Genomic DNA, 20677 nt, shown 5'->3' on the forward strand with positions numbered 1-20677 from the left:
ATACTAACAACGGCCAACGATGTCCGTTCTGATCGTAATTGCACTTTCAAGGAGTGTGATTGGTATTTCGTTCAGCACAGGATAAATGACATGGTCAGTTGTTCAGCAATACAAAACGCACAAGCGTTTCAACCCTTCCTCCAGCATTACAAAGCGCTGGGTTGCGGTATTTACAACACATTCAATCAGCAGACATATCAATGCCTAGACGTGATATGCGGCTTTTTATCATCTTTAAAAAAACAATAGTTGGAGTGCAGATATGAAAATTCTCATGATTGGGCATGGCATGGTGGGGCATAAATTCATCGAATCTGTACTGGAACAGGCCGGTGATGACATTGAGCTGACCATTTTGGCAGAAGAGCCACATTTAGCTTATGACCGGGTACATTTGACCGAATATTTCAGCGGCAAGTCGGTCAAGGATCTGAGTCTGTGTCGTAGTGATTTTGCCGATGCTTATGGCATTGATTTGCGACTTAATACTAAAGCGGTTGAAATTGATCAGCTCCATAAAACCGTCACCACCAGCCAGGGTGATGTGCTGAGTTTTGACAAGTTGATTCTCGCTACCGGTTCTTATGCCTTTGTGCCACCAATCCTGGGCAATGACCGTCAGAATTGCTTTGTTTATCGTACCATTGAAGATCTTGATGCCATTCGTGCAGCTAGCCTGAATGCAAAAACCGGCGTGGTGATTGGCGGCGGTTTATTGGGTCTGGAAGCAGCAAAAGCACTGCGAGATCTGAATCTGGAAACCCATGTCGTAGAATTTGCTCCGCGTCTGATGGCGGTTCAGATTGATGATCTGGGCGGCCGGGTACTGCGCTCTAAAATTGAAGACCTGGGTGTCAAGGTGCATACTCAAAAGGCCACATCAAGCATTGAAGATGGTGACAGCGCCCAGCATGTAATGAAGTTCGGAGATGGGTCGGTACTTGAAACTGACATCATCCTGTTCTCGGCCGGTATTCGTCCGCGTGATGAACTGGCGCGCCAGAGCGGTCTGCTGTTGGGTGAACGTGGCGGTATCATCATCAATGATTATTGCCAAACTTCACATCCGGACATTTATGCCATTGGTGAATGTGCACTCTGGGACAATAAAATTTATGGTCTGGTGGCACCGGGCTATGACATGGCGCGTATTGCAGCAAAACATGTCCTCGGTCAAGACAGTCATGCCTTCGCCGGTGCAGACATGAGTACCAAGCTGAAACTGATGGGTGTGGATGTGGCCTCAATTGGTGATGCACATGCCATGACACCGGGTGCGTTAAGCTATTTCTATGCCGATGAAGCTGCACAGATTTATAAGAAAATTGTGGTGTCAGCAGATAAGACCAAACTGCTGGGTGCGGTGCTGGTAGGCTGTGCCAAAGAATATAGCGATCTTTTACAAATGATGCTGAATGGTCTGGCTTTACCAGAACAACCAGAAAGTCTGATTATGCCGGGCTTTGATCAGGCCACTTCTAAATCCGGCGGTAGTGGTGTCGATATGTTGCCTGACAGCGCAACCATCTGTTCATGCAATAACGTGTCTAAAGCAGATATCTGTTCTGCGATTGAAGGTGGTGCAACTTCATTGGGTGCGCTGAAAAAATGCACGCAGGCTGCAACGGCATGTGGTGGCTGTGCACCACTGGTAACGCAGGTTCTCAAATCTGAATTACAGCGTCAGGGTGTCACGGTGAACAATCACCTGTGTGAACACTTTGCCTATTCACGTCAGGAACTGTATCACCTGGTACGCGTGCATGAAATCAAGACTTTCTCTGACCTGATTCAGCAGCATGGTCATGGCATGGGCTGTGATATCTGTAAGCCAACGGTGGCGAATATTCTGGCGTCTTGCTGGAACGACTTTGTCCTGAAACCAAGTCATGCCGGCTTGCAGGACAGTAACGATTACTACCTGGGGAATATCCAGAAAGATGGTTCTTACTCCATTGTACCGCGTATGGCAGGAGGTGAAGTTACACCAGATGGCCTGATTGCGATTGGTCAGATTGCCAAAGAATATGGCTTGTATACCAAACTGACCGGTGGTCAGCGTGTCGATATGTTTGGTGCACAAGTGCATCAATTGCCTGAAATCTGGGAAAAACTGATCAATGCCGGTTTTGAATCGGGGCATGCTTACGGTAAATCCTTACGTACCGTGAAATCTTGTGTGGGTAGCACATGGTGCCGTTATGGCGTCGATGATTCGGTTGGCTTGGCGATTTTCCTGGAAAACCGTTACAAGGGATTACGCTCACCGCATAAAACCAAAATGGCAGTATCCGGCTGTACCCGTGAATGTGCAGAAGCACAGAGCAAGGATGTCGGTGTCATTGCCACCGAAAAAGGCTGGAATCTATATGTATGCGGCAATGGCGGCATGAAACCGCGCCATGCTGAACTACTCGCTTCGGATCTGGATACTTCCACCCTAATCAAATATATCGACCGCTTCTTTATGTTCTATATCCAGACGGCGGACCGTCTGCAGCGCACCAGCGTATGGCGTGACAATATGGAAGGCGGTCTGGACTATCTGAAAGATGTCATTGTGCATGATTCACTAGGCATTGCTGCTGAACTGGAAAACCGTATGCAGCATGTGATTGGCACTTATCAGGATGAATGGCGCACCGCGATTGAAGATCCTGAAGTACGCAAACGCTTTAAGACTTTTATTAATGCCAAAGCAGCCGAGCAGAATGACCCGCATATTCAGTTTACGCCTGTACGTGGCCAGATTCGTCCAAAGACAGAAGCTGAACGTGATTTAAACCGTATTCCAGTGGTTGAAGCCTAAATACCACAGTCAGGGAGAATGAAAATGACAATTTTAAAAGACATGAACGAACTGAACTGGTACGAAGTCTGCAATCTGGATGAGATTACCCCGAATACCGGTGTGGCAGCCCTGATTGAAGATCAGCAGATTGCAATTTTTCGCGTGGGTCGGGAGCAGCGGGTGTATGCACTCAGCAATCAAGATCCATTTAGTCTGGCCAATGTCATGGCACGTGGCATTCTGGGTGATCTGCAAGGTGAGCGTGTAGTCGCATCCCCAATTTATAAGCAGCATTTCAGTCTGGTGACCGGCCGTTGTCTGGAAGAACAAGAGCAGAAATTACTGGTATTTCCAACCCGAATTGAAAATGGCAAAGTTCTGGTGAGTCCGACTCCACAAAAGACCTATATTTCCAGTAATGGTCAGAACACAGAGCGTTTAAAACTGGTACTGGTCGGAAATGGGCTGGCGGGCATGCGCTGTCTGGAAGACTTGCTGGATATGGCGCCAGATCGTTATGACATTACCGTGATTGGGGAAGAGCCATGGGGCAATTACAACCGGATCATGTTGTCACCGGTATTGTCTGGTGAGAAAAGCTTTGCAGAAATTATGCTGCATTCAGCCGACTGGTATGCCGAAAAAGGCATTCGATTCATCGCTGGAGATGCTGCCAGCTCTATCGACCGTTCACGTAAGCAGGTTCATACCGAAAATGGTGAAATCGTTGCTTATGATCGTCTGATCCTCGCTACTGGTTCCAAACCCTTTATACCACCAATTTCAGGTGCTGAACTTGAAGGCGTGATTAGCTTCCGGGATATTCAGGATGTTAACCACATGCTGGATTACTGCAAAACCAAGCAAAATGCCGTCGTGATTGGAGGTGGGTTGCTGGGTCTAGAAGCAGCTTATGGACTGAAGCAGCAGGGGATGAATGTAACTGTGCTGCATCTGATGGACCGTATTATGGATCGTCAACTGGATATGAAAGCCAGTCAAATGCTGAAAAAATCAATTGAAGATAAAGGCATCCGAATCATCACTGAAGCCAACACCGAAGAGCTGCTCGGTATAGACGGCCACGTGACTCAACTGCGTTTAAAAGACGGGACAGTGCTGGATGCTGATTTGGTAGTTTTTGCCGTCGGGATTCGACCAAATAAAACTCTGGCTGAACAGGCTGGCTTGCGCTGCAATCGTGGAGTACTGGTGAATGACACCATGCAAACCTATGACCCGAGTATTTATGCAGTGGGTGAATGTATTGAGCATCGTGGTCAGACTTTTGGATTGGTTGAACCCTTATGGGGACAAGCCTTTATCTGTGCGACGCATCTGGCTGAACATGGCCGACTGACCTTTAAGGCACCGACTGTTCCGACCCAACTCAAGGTCAGTGGATGTGATGTCTTCTCGGCCGGAAATTTTGAACCTCAGGATGATTTTGAAGATATCGTGCTGAATGATGAAAAACGTCAAATCTATAAACGGATCATTATCCAGCAGGACAAGGTCATTGGTGCGGTGCTATTTGGCGATACCGAAGATGGAGCTTGGTATGCAGAACTGATTGCAGATCAGACACCGATTAGTAATATCCGCAGCAAACTGCTTTTTGGTCGGGATTTTGCATTAAAAAAGGCAGGGTAATCGGATCAATCTCCCAACCCCTCTTTAAACAAGAGGGGAACCTCTCTCCTTTATTAAAGGAGGGTTGGTGAGGATTAAAGCTTTTGAGACATAGAAAAAATTTAAATCAAACCTGTAAAAGCTAGATATCAGCGTTTTGGTGAAACAAGTGAATTTGGATGATTAAGGAGCGCAGCAGCAATGAATAGTATTCCGGTTATGGAACTACATAGCTCTACTGAATCCCAAATAAAAACCACTCAGACGACCTGTCCTTATTGTGGAGTAGGCTGTGGTGTCATCGCGCACGTAAGCCAAACCTCGATGGGTGAAAAGGTTCAGATTGAAGGCGATGTTCAGCATCCTGCGAACTTGGGCAAGTTGTGTATTAAAGGCAGTCATCTTGCCGATACACTTGGCTTAAAAACCCGGCTTCTACATCCGATAACAGGTCGAAAAGAGCAGCGGCAAATAAGCACTTGGGATCATGCCATTTCAAGTATTGCCAATAAATTTCAGCAATGTATTGATCAGTATGGACGTGACAGCATCGCCTTTTATGTCTCCGGCCAGCTTTTGACTGAAGACTATTATGTGGTGAACAAGTTTGTAAAAGGCTATCTGGGTACTGCCAATATTGATACCAATTCAAGACTGTGTATGTCTTCTGCTGTGGCGGCACATAAACGGGCTTTCGGCGAAGACTTGGTACCGGCCAGCTACACAGATTTTGAGCAGACAGAAATGGTGGTCTTGGTGGGTTCCAATACCGCCTGGTGCCATCCGGTGCTTTATCAGCGCATTATGAAAGCTAAAGAAGAGCGGGATTTATTTGTGGTGGTGATTGACCCGCGCTTTACTGCAACCTGTGAAGCGGCAGACTTACACTTGCCGATTTTACCGGGTCAGGATGTCGCGCTGTTTAATGGTTTGTTGCAGTATCTTCAGCAAAATGGTCATGCCGATCTTGATTTTGTTACGCGACATACGAAAGGTCTGGAGCAGGCGCTTGCCAGCAGCTTGACAGAGTCATCACTTGAAAGCGTGGCAAAACGTACCGGTATTGCTATTGAAAAATTAATCTTATTTTTTCAGAAATTTGCCCAGACCGAAAAAATCATGAGCCTGTTTTCCATGGGCGTAAACCAATCCTCTCAAGGCGTAGACAAGGCCAATAGCATTATCAACTGTCATTTATTGACAGGAAAAATAGGCCAACCCGGTTCAGCACCTTTTTCCATGACCGGACAGCCGAATGCCATGGGTGGACGGGAAGTCGGGGGGCTGGCCAATATGCTGGCCAGTCATCTGGATTTGGATAATCCGCAGCATCAGCAACTGGTGCAGGATTTCTGGCAAAGCCCGGTCATCGCACGGCAGCCCGGATTAAAAGCGGTAGATTTATTTAAAGCGGTGGAAAGCGGGAAAATCAAGGCCATCTGGATTATGGCCACCAATCCGATCGTGAGTTTGCCCGATGCAGATCAGGTTAAACGCGCTCTGGAGAAGTGTGAATTTGTGGTGGTTTCCGATATTTGTCTTGGCACCGATACCATGCAATATGCCGATGTACTGTTACCGGCACTGGGTTGGGGCGAAAAAGATGGCACAGTCACCAATTCGGAGCGCCGTATTTCCCGGCAAAAGGCTTTTTTGCCGGCTCCGGGTGAAGCTAAAGCAGACTGGTGGGCCATTTCTCGGGTGGCTAAAGCTTTAGGTTTTCGCGGTTTTGACTTTAACAATAGCCATGACATTTTTCTGGAACATGCCCGTTTATCTGCCTATCAGAATAGTTCGCTTTCGCAACGTGAAAATACACCCAATTTTCGCTATTTCAACCTGCAAGGTTTAACTCATCTCGGTTTTGCGGAATATCAGAATCTGGCACCGATCCAGTGGCCGGTCTGGGATAAGCAAGAAGTTCATCAGGTTGGTCAACTATTTAGCCAAGGCCAGTTTAGCCATGCAGATGGCAAGGCCAGATTAGTGCCGACAGTTGCCGCCAATCCCATACATGCTATTTCTGCTGAATATCCTCTGATCCTGAATACCGGACGCATTCGCGATCAATGGCACACCATGAGCCGTACCGGATTATCTGCCAGTTTGTCCCAGCATCGTGCCGAACCTTATTGTGAGCTGCATCCGCAAGATGCGCTGAAGTATGGCCTGAAAGATGCCGAGCTGGTCGAGGTGAAATCCGCTTGGGGAAGTTGTGTACTCCGTGTGCAATTTTCACAAAATATGCGACGTGGCCAGATTTTTGCACCGATTCACTGGAACGACCAGTTTGCGTCCGATGCGCGGATTGGAAAAGTGGTGAATCCGGTGGTTGACCCGATTTCTGGCGAGCCAGAATTTAAGCATACTCCGGTGATGATCCAGCCGTTTTATACCCAGTGGCAGGGCGTGTTGTATGTACGGGAAGGCTTTGAACAGCAGATTCAGACCATGATTGAAAATACGGTGTGGTGGAGCAAAATTCAAACCACTCAGGCCATCCGTTATGAATTGGCAGACCGTCGCCGTTTTTCTGACATCACCGGGCAGATCAAGAGCCTGTTAGCCTTTGATGATGAAAGCTTTGAATGGCTGAATCTCGAAGATCAAACGGCGCATATCAGTCATAGTGTGGTGCTTCAGGATGGCCAGTTAATTGCCAGTTTTTATATCGCACCGGCGGCACTATTGCCAGATCGTGACTGGGTGGCTGGCCTGTTTAGACGTGAACGTCTGAGTGCATTGCATCGTAAAGCATTGCTGGCAGGTCAGGCCATGTCGATGGGAAATAGTGAAGGGGCATTGGTCTGTAGCTGTTTTAAGGTCGGCAAGAACCGAATTATTCAAACCATTAAAGATAAAAATATCACGCATGAAAAACAGGTGACTGCATGTCTAAAAGCCGGAGGAAATTGCGGTTCATGTTTGCCAGAAATTAGAGGCCTGATTAAAGCCTGCCAGACGGAGTACATAGAATGAAAAGAAAAGCAGTTAAAACGGTGTCTTATCCGGAAACCGACGTGGTGATTCTGGCCGGAGGTTTAGCGCGGCGCATGAATGGCATCAATAAATTGCTGCACAAATTTGATGATGAAATCCAGCTGATTAAAATCCATCAGCAACTGAAGTCCCGGGCAAGCAAAGTCTGGGTCAATAGCCATCGGGATCACTCTATTTATAAACGGATGATTCCTTCGATTGATTTTTATCAGGACGATGAACCCGGCTTTCATGGACCATTGATGGGCATGAAGAGTGCCTGGTCACATGTACAATCTGATTATGTGCTGTTCGTACCTTGTGACGTGACCTATATTCCCAAAAAGGTCATTTCACGTTTACATCAGGCCTTGCAACGACATCCCTTGTGTGAAGTGGCGGTAGTTGAAATCAATGAAAAGGCATTGTTTCCATTCTGCCTGATGAAACGCAGCAGCTTCCCCACGCTTATCCAACACCTTGAAAATGATCAGCACAGTTTAAAACTCTGTTTTGCTGACATGCACATGCAGCGGGCAAGTTTTAAAAATCGTGCCCTGTTTTTCCACAGCATTAATTCATTTGATGAGCTACAGCAGCATCAACAGCTTAACTTTCTCTAGCGTTTAAAATGCTAAAAGCCGAATTATCATATTCTGGCTCACCAAAATATTGCTTTTTTTTATTTTTCGAACAAAATTTCGGACTAAAAAAGAACAAATATTATCCATTAATATTATTTAAAAATAAATTTGTGCAAAGTTGGAACACTTATTGCTCATTCATTGTGAAGAAATAGGGCAGTAACTCAAGACTGTTAAATAACCGTGCAGATCTCATCATGGACCGCAGCAATGAACAGCATGACAGCTTTAGCACCTCACAGTATCTTTCAGGATCAGTTTGGACGCCAGAAACGTAAGTTGCGGATCTCGGTGACTGACCGCTGTAATTTCAAATGCAGCTATTGTATGCCTGAACATCCGCAATGGATGAATAAAAAAGATTTGCTCAGTTTTGAAGCCCTGTATGCTTTTTGCGAGTTTATGGTGCGACACGGGATTGAGCAGATCCGGGTGACCGGTGGAGAACCGTTGATGCGCCAAGGCATCGTTCATTTTATTGCCTGCTTACAGACATTGAAAGCAATTGGCCTGAAACGTATTTCCATGACCAGTAATGGCCATTATTTAAAAGATTATGCTCAAGCGCTTAAACAGGCAGGACTGGACGATCTGAATATCAGTCTAGACAGTCTTGATCCAAAGCAGTTTCAGCAACTGACCCAAAAACAGTTACAGCCTGTACTTCAAGGTATTTCTGCCGCACAGCAGGCAGGGTTGTCCGTCAAGATAAATAGTGTGCTCATCAAAGGCATCAATGACAATCAGATTATTCCTTTGGTGAAATGGGCACAGTATCAGGCTGTAGAACTGCGTTTTATTGAGTTTATGCCCCTCGATGGCGATCAGAAATGGAATCCGTCTGATGTCATCAGTGAGCAGGACATATTGGATCAACTGAAAACCGAATTTGATGTCCAGGTATCTCAAGGACAAGGCGCCAATCCAGCCCGTGGCTATCTGATCAATGGGCAGCCTTTGGGGATTATTTCTACCATTACCCATTCATTTTGCGGTGATTGTGATCGCCTACGCCTCAATGCCCAAGGCGAATTTTATAACTGTTTATTTGCCAGACAAGGCCTGAACCTTAAGGCAGATATCGAACAACTGGCGCTGGATCATTTCGCCACACAGACATTCCAGCACAAGCTTCACGCTTATATCTGGCATAAAGAAGCCGGCTTCCATGCGATCCAGCAATCACCAATACAAAAGCCGATCCGAAAAATCAGCATGCACAGCATTGGAGGGTAAATATGTCACTCACTCAGCAAAAATTAATTCATATCAAAATAGAAGCCTTCGGTGCGATTGAACGACAAATTCCTGCAGATTTGAGTTTGCAATGCGAGTCTGAAATTCAGGTTTCTGAAGTCCTGAACCAGTTGCTATCAATCTATCCTGATATACAGACCATGCTGGAACGCTGCGCCTGTGCAATCGGTGAAGACATTATTTCCAGACAGAATGTTTTAAATCGGGACAGTACGCTGGTGCTGTTATCGCCGGTAGCAGGAGGCTGAGATGCAACTCAAACCATTAAAACAATTTGCCCGAATCCAGCAGACTGCTTTCAGGATGGAGGATTTTGATGGTATTCAGTATTTTCCGGAATGTGGTGGAATCGGCATCTTTGTCGGAACAGTACGTAACCATCATCAGGGGAAAGCTGTGCGTGCCCTGAAATATACCGCCTATGCGCCTGTGGCTGAAAAAATGATTCGTGAAATTGAACAGCAGATCCAGATCAAATACCAGGTGTCTTATGTGCGGGTAGTGCACCGTATTGGTGAGCTGGAGGTTGGGGAAACAGCCATTATTGCTATGGCTTATGCGGCCCATCGTCGTGAGGCCTTCGCTGCCTGTGAGGAAGCTGTGGAACGGGTGAAGCATGAAGTTCCGGTCTGGAAAGAAGAGTTTTATCTGGATGGTAGTAGCCAGTATGTGGAAGGCTGTTGTATTCGAAAAGATCATGGACCTGAAACTAATCACTCTCATCATGCAGAAGAAGCGCATTGTCACCATCACCATGTAGCAGAACACGCTTGCCAATCACCATCTAATTAAATGCGTTCAATGAGGATGCATAAGATGAATCACTTTAAAACAGATTTTAAAAATTAGCCTGGGATGAATCATGAAAAATGTAGGGATGAAAGCAGAAAGTTACCGTACAGCAATTGCCACTGGAATCCTGCATGCACCGCCACATTGCATTGAGCTGCTACGTAATGGCAATACTGAAAAAGGTGATGCCCTTAAAAGATACACGAAATACTTAAACAATGATCTCAAACGCTGTGTAATCGTCATATAGTTAGCATCTACATTTGATCTAAGCCGAATCAAATTTATTTCTAACTTTTTATTATTTTCCAAGAAAACAATAAAGTTATCAATTTCATTCAAAAAAATCTCAGGTTCATATTTGGAAGACAAAAATGACTCACAGAACAAAGTTGAATATTTCTGATGCCAAAACTCATACCAAAACTTTAGTGCCAGCATATCTGATTGTTGTGTGGCAAAACTTTGAAATCTCAGGACAGTCGTAGAATAGAGTAAAGGATAGAGACAAGGTACTGTAGCTGAAGTATCAAACAATAGAACTATGTGATTTTGATTAGAATACTTTTTTGAAAGTTTAATTGTTTTTACGACAAACATTCTAAGTACCAAGAACTTTATGAAGTAAATAGAATATAAACATAAGTGAACTGAATGTGAAATGTTATTTTATATAAGTGATTGATTTTAAGTTAAGCAAGGAGGTCTATGAACTTAAAGTATCATGTACTCAATTTAACATAATATATATTATACGCAATCAATCGGACACTTTAATGTAGACCATGAACGCTATAAAAATGCCAAAAGCCAAACCTTGAGCAAAACCCAAATTATAAAAAGAATCAGCAACAGCCAAAGCCTGATCTATATATTCTTGTTGCATTCAATGCTCCAGTGATCTTTACAGGCATCTTATTTACGCCTGTTTTAAAAGAATTTCAGATAATCTGTCTTTCATATTCAAAGCTGTATTCAAATCTTGCTCGGACTTAAAAACACCACATTCAACAAAAGCAGTAATTAATTCACCAAAAGCTATGTAATACGCACCACATAAATCATTATCAAGATTACTTATAACTTTCTCGGAAAGCTCATCTAAATACTCTATTGTTGTTTTCAAAGCTAACGCCCTTCGGTTGTTTACTCATTTTTTAAGCTTAACAGACTTCGCTAGTTAAGTTAAAAAATCGAGTTAAATTGAGCCCTCTATCTGCGCTTGTTCCATCTTTGCAGCTTCCTGAATATCAGGTTGACTAAGTTGCGTATTATTTGTTTGATTAGGTATTGAAGCATTGTTTTGCACCTGTTGCGGTTGCTTGAAATAGTCGAATGGTCGATCTCCATGTTCTACAACACGTTGACAGTCAGCTTGAGAAACGTCTTTTAAAATTGTGCCTTGTTGCGTATAAGCTACATATTTTCCATTTTGCTTCATACATCCTGAAAAACGTGGAAAATCAGTAGGCTGTAAATTAGGCTCGTAAACTGTATCGAAAGGCTTATTTGCATTGTATTGCATAACCACAGTTTGCATATTGTTGCCAGTGCTTTGCTCGAGTTGCTTATTTCTCTCTTGTTCTGTTTTAGGATCATAAGACATTTTGCATTGTTCTTCTGTCCATCCAAACTGATCCATACAGTTTTTAATTTTTGTATCTAAAGCCGTTATAGGTTTTGCTTCTTCTTCTTTGCCTGCATTTAAGCCTTGCTTTGCAATGTCAATAAAACCGCCTGAGAACATTAATTTAGCAGCAAGAGCAGCCATTACAACAATTGCAGCAATTGCTACATAAAACTTTTTCTGTAATTTGAACTTTACACTGGTATGCGCTGATGCAGATTTATAGGCGTTTTGGTATTTGTCTTTAAAGTGAAATATGTATTTGTCGTGTTCTTTGCCTTTTTCAGCAGCATAAGCAGGTTCGTTATAGAACTTGTCAAATTCATAAATAGTACAAAAAGGTGGTTTTTGCTGCGGACGCTTTGCATAATAAATACAATCAACCAAGCCACGAATTGAACGCTCAATACGGCTTGCAGCTTGTGTTATTAGATATATGTCAATGTTTCTGTGACCATGAGTCGTTAAGTCTTTGATCATCGGGTTTTGACTTGGCTTACCTGTTAAGTCTTCATATTCTTTTCTGTAATGGACTTCATCATAAAAAATAACAGAATCATCTGGAACATCTCGCCAGTCGTCAGGTGCAGGCAATACGCCCTCAATGTTTAGACCCTCAATGTCTGAATAAACTTGTCTGATAACTTCGTTTTTTGATGTGTCTAATTCTTCGCCATTTTCAAGCTTGGCTAAGTATTTTTTATTTAGCTCAATTTGATCAAAGATTTTTTTAACAGCAAATTGTGACTTGCCTGATCTTGGTTTTCCTACTATTAAAAAAATCATTGTAATTTCCTCAAGCTGATAGATTTATTATTTAAGTACATACGAATACCAAGCGCACTAAAAATAAGCCCTAGAGCAATATTGAAGCCTGCCAAACCAAGCAGACCAACAACATCACCAAGAGCACCATAGGAAGCAATTGCATGATTAATATAAGCATTTAATAAAGTTACCGAGATTGTTGTAGTGACTATGCCAATGCCCAAACTAGACAACACAGTTTTTCCAAGTTTGCTGCTAAATATATCCCCTACTTTTACAAGTAAACTAGCTAATGACATGTTTTAACTCCCATCTTTCATATAACGCCCAGTGACAATATAAGCAGATAAAATCCATCCCATCATGATTACGACAGGTTTAATTTGTGTAGCTATTTGACACAAAGGGGCATAACTAAGTGTTAATGATGTGCTGCCCAATCCTGAAAAATTGACAGGTATTTGAACATCGGCAGGGCAATAGCTTGCAGAATTAAAACTCACAGACTGCATTTGATCTAAAAGCTGTGAATCATCTTCGTTTTGTATTTCGTAAGGTTCTACAGGCGGTTGTTCAGGTTCTTCTTTAGTCCAGTCAAACCAAGAACGAACAGACGACCAAAAGGATTTTTCATCGCTTTGGTGACTTGCTGTTTCATCTAAATGATCATGAAGTTTTTTGTCTGATTCTTGCCAGTCTTCGTACCATTCGCAAACTGTGAACGCCCAATCGCAAAATTTAGGTAATGTGAATTTGCCCTCTGATGTTTTGTCGCCAGTTTCAGGGTCAGTTTTTTCCGTATTTTCAGTTTTGCCCTCATTGCCCGTGTTATCCCATTTGCGGTCGTTATCATCATCGTTTACAGGTTCTTTGTCATAATCAGGCGATCCGATAGGCGCAGGCTCATTGTCAGGTGTAGGCTTTGCACGTTCTGCCTTATCTTCTAATGAGTCGTTTAATTCATTTCCTATACCACTTGGGTCTTCTCTATACGCATCTTCTACACCTGTCCATTGATCTGTATTAACTGTATCGTTATCAAAATTAGGATCAGGATCTTCGTAACCCTCGCCCATCATTGCAGCACCGAGCAATATTGGTGTTAAAGGAACAGTTTTAGTTTCAGGTGGTTTATTTGGATCATAATTAGGATTTGGAACGATTTTTACAGATGGTTTAAGTACATAACGGGGATTTGCTTCATGTTGCAAAGTACATTCAGCAGAAGTACCGTTAATTTGAACAGAGATATATTTATTATAAGTAGAAGCATACATTGTTGAAGCAAGTTTTTGACATGCAGCTTCAGCAGTTGCAGCACCATATTTAGCAGCATTTTCTACCGTTGGCTGTCCTAAACTATTAGGAAACCAAATTTCGTTTAGATTTAAAGACTCGTCAGGATCAACAGATATTTTTTTAACGTATGTACCTTCTTCCATCACCCAACCGATGCCGTTTAGTAATGAAGTTACAGCAGCAACGCCAACAACGCCCGCAGGCGAATGAATACGCTTAATCATTGCAGAGCCGACTTTGCTAGGCGTTGGTACTGTTTCAACTACAGCCGTTATTGTTTTTTTAGTACCTGAGTCATTAATCTGCTTAACTAGCTGCGCTTTAAGTCTTTTCTTTTCGTTTATTTGCTTTTCAGCCTTAATATAATCCAAAACCCATTTTGGAGTGGCAGCGTAAGCGGTTGAAATAAGATAGACAGGCGCAAAGGCAATAATTAAAGACAATAAAAAAACATTTAGACGATGAATCATTTTTCTTATTCCTTTAATTACTTAAACAAACGGATCGCAACAACGAACCACATAAACAACACTAAATAAGCACCAAGCACTTCACCAGTCATAGAACCCCCTGATATAAAAAAAGCTCGCCTGCGTTTTTACGCCTGCGAGCCCTCGGCGACCAAAAACGCTTTGGCTCGCCTTAGTTGTGTTACATCGCAGTTTTGACCCACTTAAACACTTTAGCGGTTACATAAAGTGTTAAAACCGCTAGACCGATTGCAGATACAGTCGCAACTGTTCCAGTAATGGTTGTAACAATTTGTGTTGACCAATCTTCCGCAGCCATTGCAGGAGCAGCTACAGCACTGGCAGCAACTAGCGCATAAGCACGGTTTTTAAAGCTTTGGCGTTTTTGAGTGTTTTCCATCACTTCAACATTTTTAAGGTTTGACATTGTCAGACTCTCCAGTTTTTAAGTTCGCTTGATTGCAAACTTGACTTGATTGATAACCCATACAGCAACCATTACAGACATGAACGCACCGCCTATTAAATTGGCTTCTGTATAGGTTAGTTCGGGGATTAAGCTTGATTGCTCAACCCACATTGCACACGTTTGCACACCCTCAATGACTTGTAGTTCTTTACAGACGTATGCCATGTTTTAAAAATCCCTTAGCCATTACAGCTTTTTTCATGCTTTTCTAAAGCTTCAATGTAGAAAAAACAGCAATAGCATTTAGAACATTCATAGTGACCATGAAACTGATACATGCCTTATGCCTTGTTTACTGGTGGCAGCTCGACATGCTTAACCACGTATTTCATAGATTTACCCGTTGTTACGGCTTCAAAAGTAATATCTGCTTCAAGCGGAAATTTGTGCTGTCGTAACAAAACTAAATTTGTGCTGTCCTGCCAGTTAAAAATCTCACAAGCATTGCCAACGGTATTACCTTGCGACTGATCCAAAGGAATTTCGCAATACAGTGCAACGTGGTTGTAATGGCGTCCATCTTCGGTTTTAAAATCGACAGATTTAGCACCTAAAATTTTTACTTTGTTTTTGAATTGCATCATGGCGTTACATCCTCATTGCAGTAAGCGAGACATGGTCTAACCGCTTCGGGAATGCGAAGCTGTCAGGGTGTGAAATTAAAGTGATAAGTTCATCAGGTGTAAAAACCTGTTTGAATAAGTTGATATATTTGCCGTACTGGTGACGTATCGTATTCAATGCAGTTCTTGCGGAAATGCTTGCATTTTTCTTTAGTGTTTCAATACGTGCAGGCTGTATATCTTGGGCAATTTGTTGAAAGCATGGGTAAGACGCTAGAAAATACTCACTTGGTGCAAGCAACATATCAAACGGCAAAATACGATCTACAGCTTTAAACTCGACTTCTGCACGTTGCCAATTATCATCTGGATCACCCTCTGCTCTACCCTTTTCATATAAGCGCAGATATTTTCCCGATTCACGAGAGCCGATATTGAGAGTACGACCTCGACCATTAGGACGCTTCCAGTTGCCTTTATATTCAATATTCGGGGCACGATTGCCACACTGGAAACCGCCTAAGCTGTCTTGCTGATCGCCCCAATCGACATTGATATTTTTCCCTTCAAAATCATCATGTGCTAAGTCAATACGTGTTAGTTTTGGACGTTTTGCAATGACATTTAAAAAGTTATATAGACGTTTTTCCCAACCTGAATCAGCAAAGGCGCACCCTTTGCCCGAAAGCATGATTAATATTGTGTTACGTTGCCCGCCAATGCAGACCAAGCCCATATCTTGACCTAGTACATACGATTGTTTGTAAAAGTTACGACCTGTACGGTTTTGTGATGTGGTGGCAAAGCCAAAAATATGCTCAAGATGCGTATCTAATGCAGTAATTGCACTTAACCAACGATTTTCGTCTGTATCATCTTCTGTATTTAGAAAACGATCCCCCATTGTTTCAATACCGATTGTAAAGTTGACCCAATCGACAACGGCAATCTCATTGTCAGCAGGTAAACGACATTGAACAGGTTTAGCACCTGACGTTGTTGAAATCATGTGCATGTATGGCACAGGGTTTGTACGTGCAAATGGTAATTGCAAATCCCAATCCGTTGAGTCCATGCGAGGATCAGATACCGTTACCCCCATCTTATTAGTGGGGGTATTCAATCCCCACTGTAAACTCGCTGTATTCGATTGTTTATTGAACATTATTAAATCCCCATCGAACGCAAGTGATCATTTTCTTGTTTGATCATTTCGCAATACTCTGCAACCTTTGCAGAACGATAGCCCCACTCGACCATGCACATTTCGATATGGAAAAGAACCCGCTCTGTTTCATAAGCAGGATTGCCCCCAATGATTAATTGACACCCTCTGTCAAAAATAATCTTTGAAACGATCTCAAAAGCTTGCTCTTTTTCCATATCCGAAGCCCTTACTTAAAAATGTTTGCAATAGCAGCTTTATAAGCAGCTTGGCGACGCTCTAGCAGCTCATACCAAAGGTCACCCTCAAAATGCACATTTTCACGCATGAATTGACGAACCTTTTTTGAACGCAAATCAGCAGTATGAACAGTCTTTGACTTTTCGAGATTCTTGAGCAGTTTTTCAAACTCTAAGGCTTGTTCTGTATTCATAGCATGTATACATGTTTCTAATTGACCAAAAGATAACAGATTTACATGTATCATGTAAAGCATGTATACAAGTTTATATAGAATGAGTAAATCAATATGTATCGGAAACTCAAACCAATGGCGCAAATGCTTAGATTGAATGAAAGAGAAAAGGAGCTATTACGTAAAAAGGCTGTTGAACTTAATAAAATTTTAATTAATAAAAAACTTGAACCAGTCAAAGACACAGAACTAGCTCATATTGTTCTAGAACAAGGGATAGATTTAGTAGAAATCACTGAATCAGGAAAATTAATAATTCCAAGATAAAAAAGGGCGATTCATTCGCCCTCTTTCAATCTAGATATAAGGGTTTCCCCTCGTAATTATGAAACTTTCTTAAATGTGTATATAAATCAGCATAAATCAAAGTACGTCCACAGTACTGGCATGTTGTATATCTATTTGTGTAATTCTGCAGAAACGTAATATTTACATCTAAGCGATTGTAAAAATAGCGTTTACCTCGATTTCGTATAATGAACATTAATGTTAAATGCCACTTGGTGTTACTTGCCTATTTTAACATCCTTGATAACTGAACGAGTAAGTTATCAAGGACGTGGCAAGTAACATAATGTAGGGATTATACGCAATCAATCGGACACTTTAATGTAGACCATGAACGCTATAAAAATGCCAAAAGCCAAACCTTGAGCAAAACCCAAATTATAAAAAGAATCAGCAACAGCCAAAGCCTGATCTATATATTCTTGTTGCATTCAATGCTCCAGTGATCTTTACAGGCATCTTATTAGTGGGGGTATTCAATCCCCACTGTAAACTCGCTGTATTCGATTGTTTATTGAACATTATTAAATCCCCATCGAACGCAAGTGATCATTTTCTTGTTTGATCATTTCGCAATACTCTGCAACCTTTGCAGAACGATAGCCCCACTCGACCATGCACATTTCGATATGGAAAAGAACCCGCTCTGTTTCATAAGCAGGATTGCCCCCAATGATTAATTGACACCCTCTGTCAAAAATAATCTTTGAAACGATCTCAAAAGCTTGCTCTTTTTCCATATCCGAAGCCCTTACTTAAAAATGTTTGCAATAGCAGCTTTATAAGCAGCTTGGCGACTGAACCGTACCGGGTTTGTCGGAGACTTTTTTATTTAAGTTAGGCCACCTGACCTAACGGGTTAATCTTATCATAGTACATTGCTTCAAACTCAAAAGGCGATACATAACCCAGTGCACTGTGTACACGCTTTTTATTGAACCAATCTACCCAGTTTAGTGTCGCAAGTTGTACATCTGCTAAACCTTGCCAATCTGCTTTTAAATATTCAATCACCTCTGTTTTGTATAAGCCATTCACCGTTTCAGCCAAAGCATTATCGTATGAATCACCAGTCGTACCGACTGATGCTCGTAAATTTGCAGCTTCTAAACGATTGGTATAGCGAATAGAAAGATATTGAACACCTCTATCGGAATGATGAATCACATTCTTTGGCATGCCTCGATCGTGCAATGCTTGCTCAAGTGCATCGAGCACCATATCTGTATTCATCCGTGTAGATACTTTCCATCCAACAATTGCTCGTGAGAACACATCAATAATAAAGGCGGTATAGACCCAGCCTGAATGAGTTTGAATATACGTAAAGTCACTCACCCACAGTTGGTCAGGATGATCAGCATTAAAATTACGTTTCACTAAATCATCTGCTCTTTTTTGATCATCTCGGCTACGGGTGGTTTGTTTATTCTTACCACGCCAAACACCTTGTATAGCTAGCTTCTGCATCAATCGAGCAACTGTACAACGTGCGATAACATAACCTTCACGTTTCAATTGTTGCCAGACCTTACGCACACCATATCGACCTGAACTTTCTTTCCAAATTCGTTGAATTTGTTCAGCATGATGCTCATCATGTAGATCTCGTTTCGCTCGATGTTCTGGATTGTCAGCGAGATCTAAAGTTCGGTAATAGGTTGAAGCTGCGATCGGTAAAATCCTACAAATCGCATCAACACCATATCGATCTTTATTGTTATGGATAAAATCCACCATTATTTGTGTGGGCGGTCGAGCTCCGCCTGGGCGAAAAAAGCGGCTGCTTTACGTAGAATCTCATTGGCGCGTTGCAGTTCTTTATTTTCGCGTTCGAGTTGTTTGATACGTTCTTGGTCTGAAAGCTGCTGTACTTTAACTGGATTTTGTTTATCTAAATATTTTTGATACCAAACACGAAGTGTTTCAGGAGTACAACCAATCTTAGGCGCAATTGCTGTGATCGCAGCCCAATTCGATGGATAATCTTTTTCGGATTCAATCAATAATTGAACCGCTCTATCTCTGATTTCAGGGGTGTATTTTACTTTTTTCATCGGGACATTCTCTCAAGAAAAGTGGTCTCCGACAAACCCGGTACGGTTCAGACGCTCTAGCAGCTCATACCAAAGGTCACCCTCAAAATGCACATTTTCACGCATGAATTGACGAACCTTTTTTGAACGCAAATCAGCAGTATGAACAGTCTTTGACTTTTCGAGATTCTTGAGCAGTTTTTCAAACTCTAAGGCTTGTTCTGTATTCATAGCATGTATACATGTTTCTAATTGACCAAAAGATAACAGATTTACATGTATCATGTAAAGCATGTATACAAGTTTATATAGAATGAGTAAATCAATATGTATCGGAAACTCAAACCAATGGCGCAAATGCTTAGATTGAATGAAAGAGAAAAGGAGCTATTACGTAAAAAGGCTGTTGAACTTAATAAAATTTTAATTAATAAAAAACTTGAACCAGTCAAAGACACAGAACTAGCTCATATTGTTCTAGAACAAGGGATAGATTTAGTAGAAATCACTGAATCAGGAAAATTAATAATTCCAAGATAAAAAAGGGCGATTCATTCGCCCTCTTTCAATCTAGATATAAGGGTTTCCCCTCGTAATTATGAAACTTTCTTAAATGTGTATATAAATCAGCATAAATCAAAGTACGTCCACAGTACTGGCATGTTGTATATCTATTTGTGTAATTCTGCAGAAACGTAATATTTACATCTAAGCGATTGTAAAAATAGCGTTTACCTCGATTTCGTATAATGAACATTAATGTTAAATGCCACTTGGTGTTACTTGCCTATTTTAACATCCTTGATAACTGAACGAGTAAGTTATCAAGGACGTGGCAAGTAACATAATGTAGGGATTATACGCAATTATTTTTTGTAACTCCAAAATAGAAATGTCCGGTTTCTCCAAAGTAAAAATGTCCGCTTTTAGAATATACACTTCTGCAATTTGCTTAGCTGACGTTTTGATATATTGGTGTCTATGTCGGATAAAGAACTTAAACGATTGTCGGTCTTGCAGGAAATCTGCGATCAACGCATAACCCAATCTTAGACTCCTCAGCTACTTCATATCTCAGAACGTCAGATGAGACGCTTATAGCAGAAATATAAAGCTCAAATTTAGTGCATGAAAAGCTCACACCTTTCATAGTTTTGATATCTCAGTAGAAACACTAGGTTCTTGGATGATTGCAGCCGATTTATCGACTCCTCACTCCAAGCGCCTGAATCCGCCCATAAATAGGATTACTTCGAGCTGACGCAGATAAATAGCTCATATCTGACTGGTTTGAAGGACGGGCTGCTAATTGCTGTTTATTGGTGAGTATCAATGATGCCACTGGCAAGCTGGTATATCTGCAATTTTATGTTGATCTATAGCTAAATTCTAAAAATACTAGCACAAGAAAATATCTGTAAA

The 20677-nt window shown here is 42.0% G+C and carries 24 protein-coding genes, 2 pseudogenes and 1 other annotated feature; of the genes and pseudogenes, 11 read left to right on the forward strand and 15 right to left on the reverse strand.

Going from position 1 to position 20677, the window contains the following annotated elements; genetic code table 11:
• The first annotated feature begins 262 nt into the window (after positions 1-262).
• The 8 genes and pseudogenes from nirB to K1T76_RS06785 all read left to right on the forward strand — a co-directional run.
• On the forward strand, positions 263-2809 hold the full coding sequence (gene nirB, locus K1T76_RS06750; RefSeq protein WP_230244846.1) for a nitrite reductase large subunit NirB: 2547 nt from the start codon (positions 263-265) through the stop codon (positions 2807-2809).
• Positions 2810-2833: 24 nt separating this feature from the next.
• Positions 2834-4444: a nitrite reductase small subunit NirD gene (nirD, locus tag K1T76_RS06755; RefSeq protein WP_230244848.1), complete on the forward strand. Its 1611-nt coding sequence runs from the start codon at positions 2834-2836 to the stop codon at positions 4442-4444.
• Positions 4445-4624: 180 nt separating this feature from the next.
• The gene (locus K1T76_RS06760; RefSeq protein ID WP_230244850.1) at positions 4625-7402 is read left to right on the forward strand and encodes a nitrate reductase; all 2778 of its coding nucleotides are present in this window, start codon (positions 4625-4627) and stop codon (positions 7400-7402) included.
• Entirely contained in the window at positions 7399-8025 is a 627-nt protein-coding gene (gene mobA / locus K1T76_RS06765) for a molybdenum cofactor guanylyltransferase (protein ID WP_230244852.1), read from the forward strand. Before K1T76_RS06760 ends, mobA begins: the two co-directional genes overlap by 4 nt.
• A 231-nt stretch (positions 8026-8256) precedes the next feature.
• Complete coding sequence (gene moaA, locus K1T76_RS06770; protein WP_230244853.1) at positions 8257-9282, forward strand: GTP 3',8-cyclase MoaA; 1026 nt, start codon at positions 8257-8259, stop codon at positions 9280-9282.
• A 2-nt stretch (positions 9283-9284) separates the two neighbouring features.
• Positions 9285-9551, forward strand: a complete 267-nt coding sequence (locus K1T76_RS06775; protein ID WP_070154234.1) for a MoaD/ThiS family protein — start codon at positions 9285-9287, stop codon at positions 9549-9551.
• 1 nt (position 9552) lies between these two features.
• Entirely contained in the window at positions 9553-10095 is a 543-nt protein-coding gene (locus K1T76_RS06780) for a molybdenum cofactor biosynthesis protein MoaE (RefSeq protein WP_114541241.1), read from the forward strand.
• A 70-nt stretch (positions 10096-10165) separates the two neighbouring features.
• Positions 10166-10291 (forward strand): annotated as a pseudogene (locus tag K1T76_RS06785) (cyclic pyranopterin monophosphate synthase MoaC); the annotation flags it as partial.
• Positions 10292-10855: 564 nt separating this feature from the next.
• Here K1T76_RS06785 and K1T76_RS14930 read toward each other — a convergent pair.
• From K1T76_RS14930 to K1T76_RS06835, 11 genes are all read right to left on the reverse strand, one after another.
• On the reverse strand, positions 10856-10981 hold the full coding sequence (locus K1T76_RS14930) for a hypothetical protein (protein ID WP_257222353.1): 126 nt from the start codon (positions 10979-10981) through the stop codon (positions 10856-10858).
• Between the two features lie 33 nt (positions 10982-11014).
• Positions 11015-11221, reverse strand: coding sequence for a hypothetical protein (locus K1T76_RS06790; RefSeq protein WP_230244855.1), 207 nt, complete (start codon positions 11219-11221; stop codon positions 11015-11017).
• Between the two features lie 72 nt (positions 11222-11293).
• Complete coding sequence (locus tag K1T76_RS06795; RefSeq protein WP_230244857.1) at positions 11294-12508, reverse strand: zonular occludens toxin domain-containing protein; 1215 nt, start codon at positions 12506-12508, stop codon at positions 11294-11296.
• Positions 12505-12789 carry a DUF2523 family protein gene (locus K1T76_RS06800; RefSeq protein ID WP_179994437.1) on the reverse strand — a complete coding sequence of 95 codons (285 nt, stop codon included), beginning with the start codon at positions 12787-12789 and terminating at the stop codon, positions 12505-12507. Before K1T76_RS06800 ends, K1T76_RS06795 begins: the two co-directional genes overlap by 4 nt.
• 3 nt (positions 12790-12792) lie before the next feature.
• On the reverse strand, positions 12793-14259 hold the full coding sequence (locus K1T76_RS06805) for a virulence factor TspB C-terminal domain-related protein (RefSeq protein ID WP_230244859.1): 1467 nt from the start codon (positions 14257-14259) through the stop codon (positions 12793-12795).
• Positions 14260-14440: 181 nt separating this feature from the next.
• Positions 14441-14686, reverse strand: a complete 246-nt coding sequence (locus K1T76_RS06810; protein ID WP_230244861.1) for a major capsid protein — start codon at positions 14684-14686, stop codon at positions 14441-14443.
• A gap of 18 nt (positions 14687-14704) precedes the next feature.
• Positions 14705-14893: a hypothetical protein gene (locus tag K1T76_RS06815; RefSeq protein ID WP_179994434.1), complete on the reverse strand. Its 189-nt coding sequence runs from the start codon at positions 14891-14893 to the stop codon at positions 14705-14707.
• A 116-nt stretch (positions 14894-15009) separates the two neighbouring features.
• The gene (locus K1T76_RS06820) at positions 15010-15312 is read right to left on the reverse strand and encodes a hypothetical protein (RefSeq protein ID WP_179994433.1); all 303 of its coding nucleotides are present in this window, start codon (positions 15310-15312) and stop codon (positions 15010-15012) included.
• Positions 15313-15316: 4 nt separating this feature from the next.
• Complete coding sequence (locus K1T76_RS06825; protein WP_230244863.1) at positions 15317-16456, reverse strand: replication initiation factor domain-containing protein; 1140 nt, start codon at positions 16454-16456, stop codon at positions 15317-15319.
• A 2-nt stretch (positions 16457-16458) separates the two neighbouring features.
• Entirely contained in the window at positions 16459-16674 is a 216-nt protein-coding gene (locus K1T76_RS06830; protein WP_179994542.1) for a hypothetical protein, read from the reverse strand.
• Positions 16675-16685: 11 nt separating this feature from the next.
• On the reverse strand, positions 16686-16889 hold the full coding sequence (locus K1T76_RS06835; protein WP_230244865.1) for a hypothetical protein: 204 nt from the start codon (positions 16887-16889) through the stop codon (positions 16686-16688).
• Between the two features lie 96 nt (positions 16890-16985).
• On the opposite strand from K1T76_RS06835, the gene K1T76_RS06840 reads away from it, so the two are divergent.
• Entirely contained in the window at positions 16986-17198 is a 213-nt protein-coding gene (locus K1T76_RS06840) for a hypothetical protein (protein WP_317098220.1), read from the forward strand.
• A 326-nt stretch (positions 17199-17524) separates the two neighbouring features.
• Here K1T76_RS06840 and K1T76_RS14935 read toward each other — a convergent pair whose 3' ends face one another.
• The 4 genes from K1T76_RS14935 to K1T76_RS06855 form a co-directional block, all read right to left on the reverse strand.
• On the reverse strand, positions 17525-17650 hold the full coding sequence (locus tag K1T76_RS14935; RefSeq protein ID WP_257222353.1) for a hypothetical protein: 126 nt from the start codon (positions 17648-17650) through the stop codon (positions 17525-17527).
• Positions 17651-17743: 93 nt separating this feature from the next.
• The gene (locus tag K1T76_RS06845; protein ID WP_179994542.1) at positions 17744-17959 is read right to left on the reverse strand and encodes a hypothetical protein; all 216 of its coding nucleotides are present in this window, start codon (positions 17957-17959) and stop codon (positions 17744-17746) included.
• Positions 17960-18056: 97 nt separating this feature from the next.
• A protein-coding gene (locus K1T76_RS06850; RefSeq protein WP_180106673.1) for an IS3 family transposase occupies positions 18057-19276 on the reverse strand; the annotation gives its coding sequence in 2 pieces (ribosomal slippage) (positions 18057-19000 and positions 19000-19276; 1221 coding nt in all).
• Positions 18885-19001: a sequence feature (AL1L pseudoknot), on the reverse strand. (Overlaps the previous gene by 117 nt.)
• 12 nt (positions 19277-19288) lie before the next feature.
• Entirely contained in the window at positions 19289-19486 is a 198-nt protein-coding gene (locus K1T76_RS06855) for a hypothetical protein (RefSeq protein WP_230244869.1), read from the reverse strand.
• Between the two features lie 96 nt (positions 19487-19582).
• On the opposite strand from K1T76_RS06855, the gene K1T76_RS06860 reads away from it, so the two are divergent.
• Together K1T76_RS06860 and K1T76_RS06865 are read left to right on the forward strand one after the other, a co-directional pair.
• Complete coding sequence (locus K1T76_RS06860; RefSeq protein ID WP_317098220.1) at positions 19583-19795, forward strand: hypothetical protein; 213 nt, start codon at positions 19583-19585, stop codon at positions 19793-19795.
• Between the two features lie 441 nt (positions 19796-20236).
• A pseudogene (locus K1T76_RS06865) lies at positions 20237-20622 on the forward strand (ISNCY family transposase); the annotation flags it as partial.
• Positions 20623-20677: the final 55 nt, after the last annotated feature.

It is taken from the genome of Acinetobacter sp. PW68, from assembly GCF_020982655.1.
Classification (GTDB): Bacteria; Pseudomonadota; Gammaproteobacteria; order Pseudomonadales; family Moraxellaceae; genus Acinetobacter; species Acinetobacter towneri_A.

Excerpts from the sequence above, each read along its gene's own strand:
- K1T76_RS06840 (WP_317098220.1), top strand. The coding sequence starts at position 16,986 with ATGTATCGGAAACTCAAACCAATGGCGCAAATGCTTAGATTGAATGAA.
- K1T76_RS06800 (WP_179994437.1), bottom strand. The coding sequence starts at position 12,789 with ATGTCATTAGCTAGTTTACTTGTAAAAGTAGGGGATATATTTAGCAGC.
- nirB (WP_230244846.1), top strand. The coding sequence starts at position 263 with ATGAAAATTCTCATGATTGGGCATGGCATGGTGGGGCATAAATTCATC.
- K1T76_RS06815 (WP_179994434.1), bottom strand. The coding sequence starts at position 14,893 with ATGGCATACGTCTGTAAAGAACTACAAGTCATTGAGGGTGTGCAAACG.
- moaA (WP_230244853.1), top strand. The coding sequence starts at position 8,257 with ATGAACAGCATGACAGCTTTAGCACCTCACAGTATCTTTCAGGATCAG.
- K1T76_RS06825 (WP_230244863.1), bottom strand. The coding sequence starts at position 16,456 with ATGTTCAATAAACAATCGAATACAGCGAGTTTACAGTGGGGATTGAAT.
- K1T76_RS06805 (WP_230244859.1), bottom strand. The coding sequence starts at position 14,259 with ATGATTCATCGTCTAAATGTTTTTTTATTGTCTTTAATTATTGCCTTT.
- K1T76_RS06835 (WP_230244865.1), bottom strand. The coding sequence starts at position 16,889 with ATGAATACAGAACAAGCCTTAGAGTTTGAAAAACTGCTCAAGAATCTC.
- K1T76_RS06820 (WP_179994433.1), bottom strand. The coding sequence starts at position 15,312 with ATGATGCAATTCAAAAACAAAGTAAAAATTTTAGGTGCTAAATCTGTC.
- K1T76_RS06795 (WP_230244857.1), bottom strand. The coding sequence starts at position 12,508 with ATGATTTTTTTAATAGTAGGAAAACCAAGATCAGGCAAGTCACAATTT.
- K1T76_RS06775 (WP_070154234.1), top strand. The coding sequence starts at position 9,285 with ATGTCACTCACTCAGCAAAAATTAATTCATATCAAAATAGAAGCCTTC.
- K1T76_RS06845 (WP_179994542.1), bottom strand. The coding sequence starts at position 17,959 with ATGGAAAAAGAGCAAGCTTTTGAGATCGTTTCAAAGATTATTTTTGAC.
- nirD (WP_230244848.1), top strand. The coding sequence starts at position 2,834 with ATGACAATTTTAAAAGACATGAACGAACTGAACTGGTACGAAGTCTGC.
- K1T76_RS06830 (WP_179994542.1), bottom strand. The coding sequence starts at position 16,674 with ATGGAAAAAGAGCAAGCTTTTGAGATCGTTTCAAAGATTATTTTTGAC.
- K1T76_RS06860 (WP_317098220.1), top strand. The coding sequence starts at position 19,583 with ATGTATCGGAAACTCAAACCAATGGCGCAAATGCTTAGATTGAATGAA.
- K1T76_RS06855 (WP_230244869.1), bottom strand. The coding sequence starts at position 19,486 with ATGAATACAGAACAAGCCTTAGAGTTTGAAAAACTGCTCAAGAATCTC.
- K1T76_RS06780 (WP_114541241.1), top strand. The coding sequence starts at position 9,553 with ATGCAACTCAAACCATTAAAACAATTTGCCCGAATCCAGCAGACTGCT.
- K1T76_RS14935 (WP_257222353.1), bottom strand. The coding sequence starts at position 17,650 with ATGCAACAAGAATATATAGATCAGGCTTTGGCTGTTGCTGATTCTTTT.
- K1T76_RS06810 (WP_230244861.1), bottom strand. The coding sequence starts at position 14,686 with ATGTCAAACCTTAAAAATGTTGAAGTGATGGAAAACACTCAAAAACGC.
- K1T76_RS06760 (WP_230244850.1), top strand. The coding sequence starts at position 4,625 with ATGAATAGTATTCCGGTTATGGAACTACATAGCTCTACTGAATCCCAA.
- mobA (WP_230244852.1), top strand. The coding sequence starts at position 7,399 with ATGAAAAGAAAAGCAGTTAAAACGGTGTCTTATCCGGAAACCGACGTG.
- K1T76_RS14930 (WP_257222353.1), bottom strand. The coding sequence starts at position 10,981 with ATGCAACAAGAATATATAGATCAGGCTTTGGCTGTTGCTGATTCTTTT.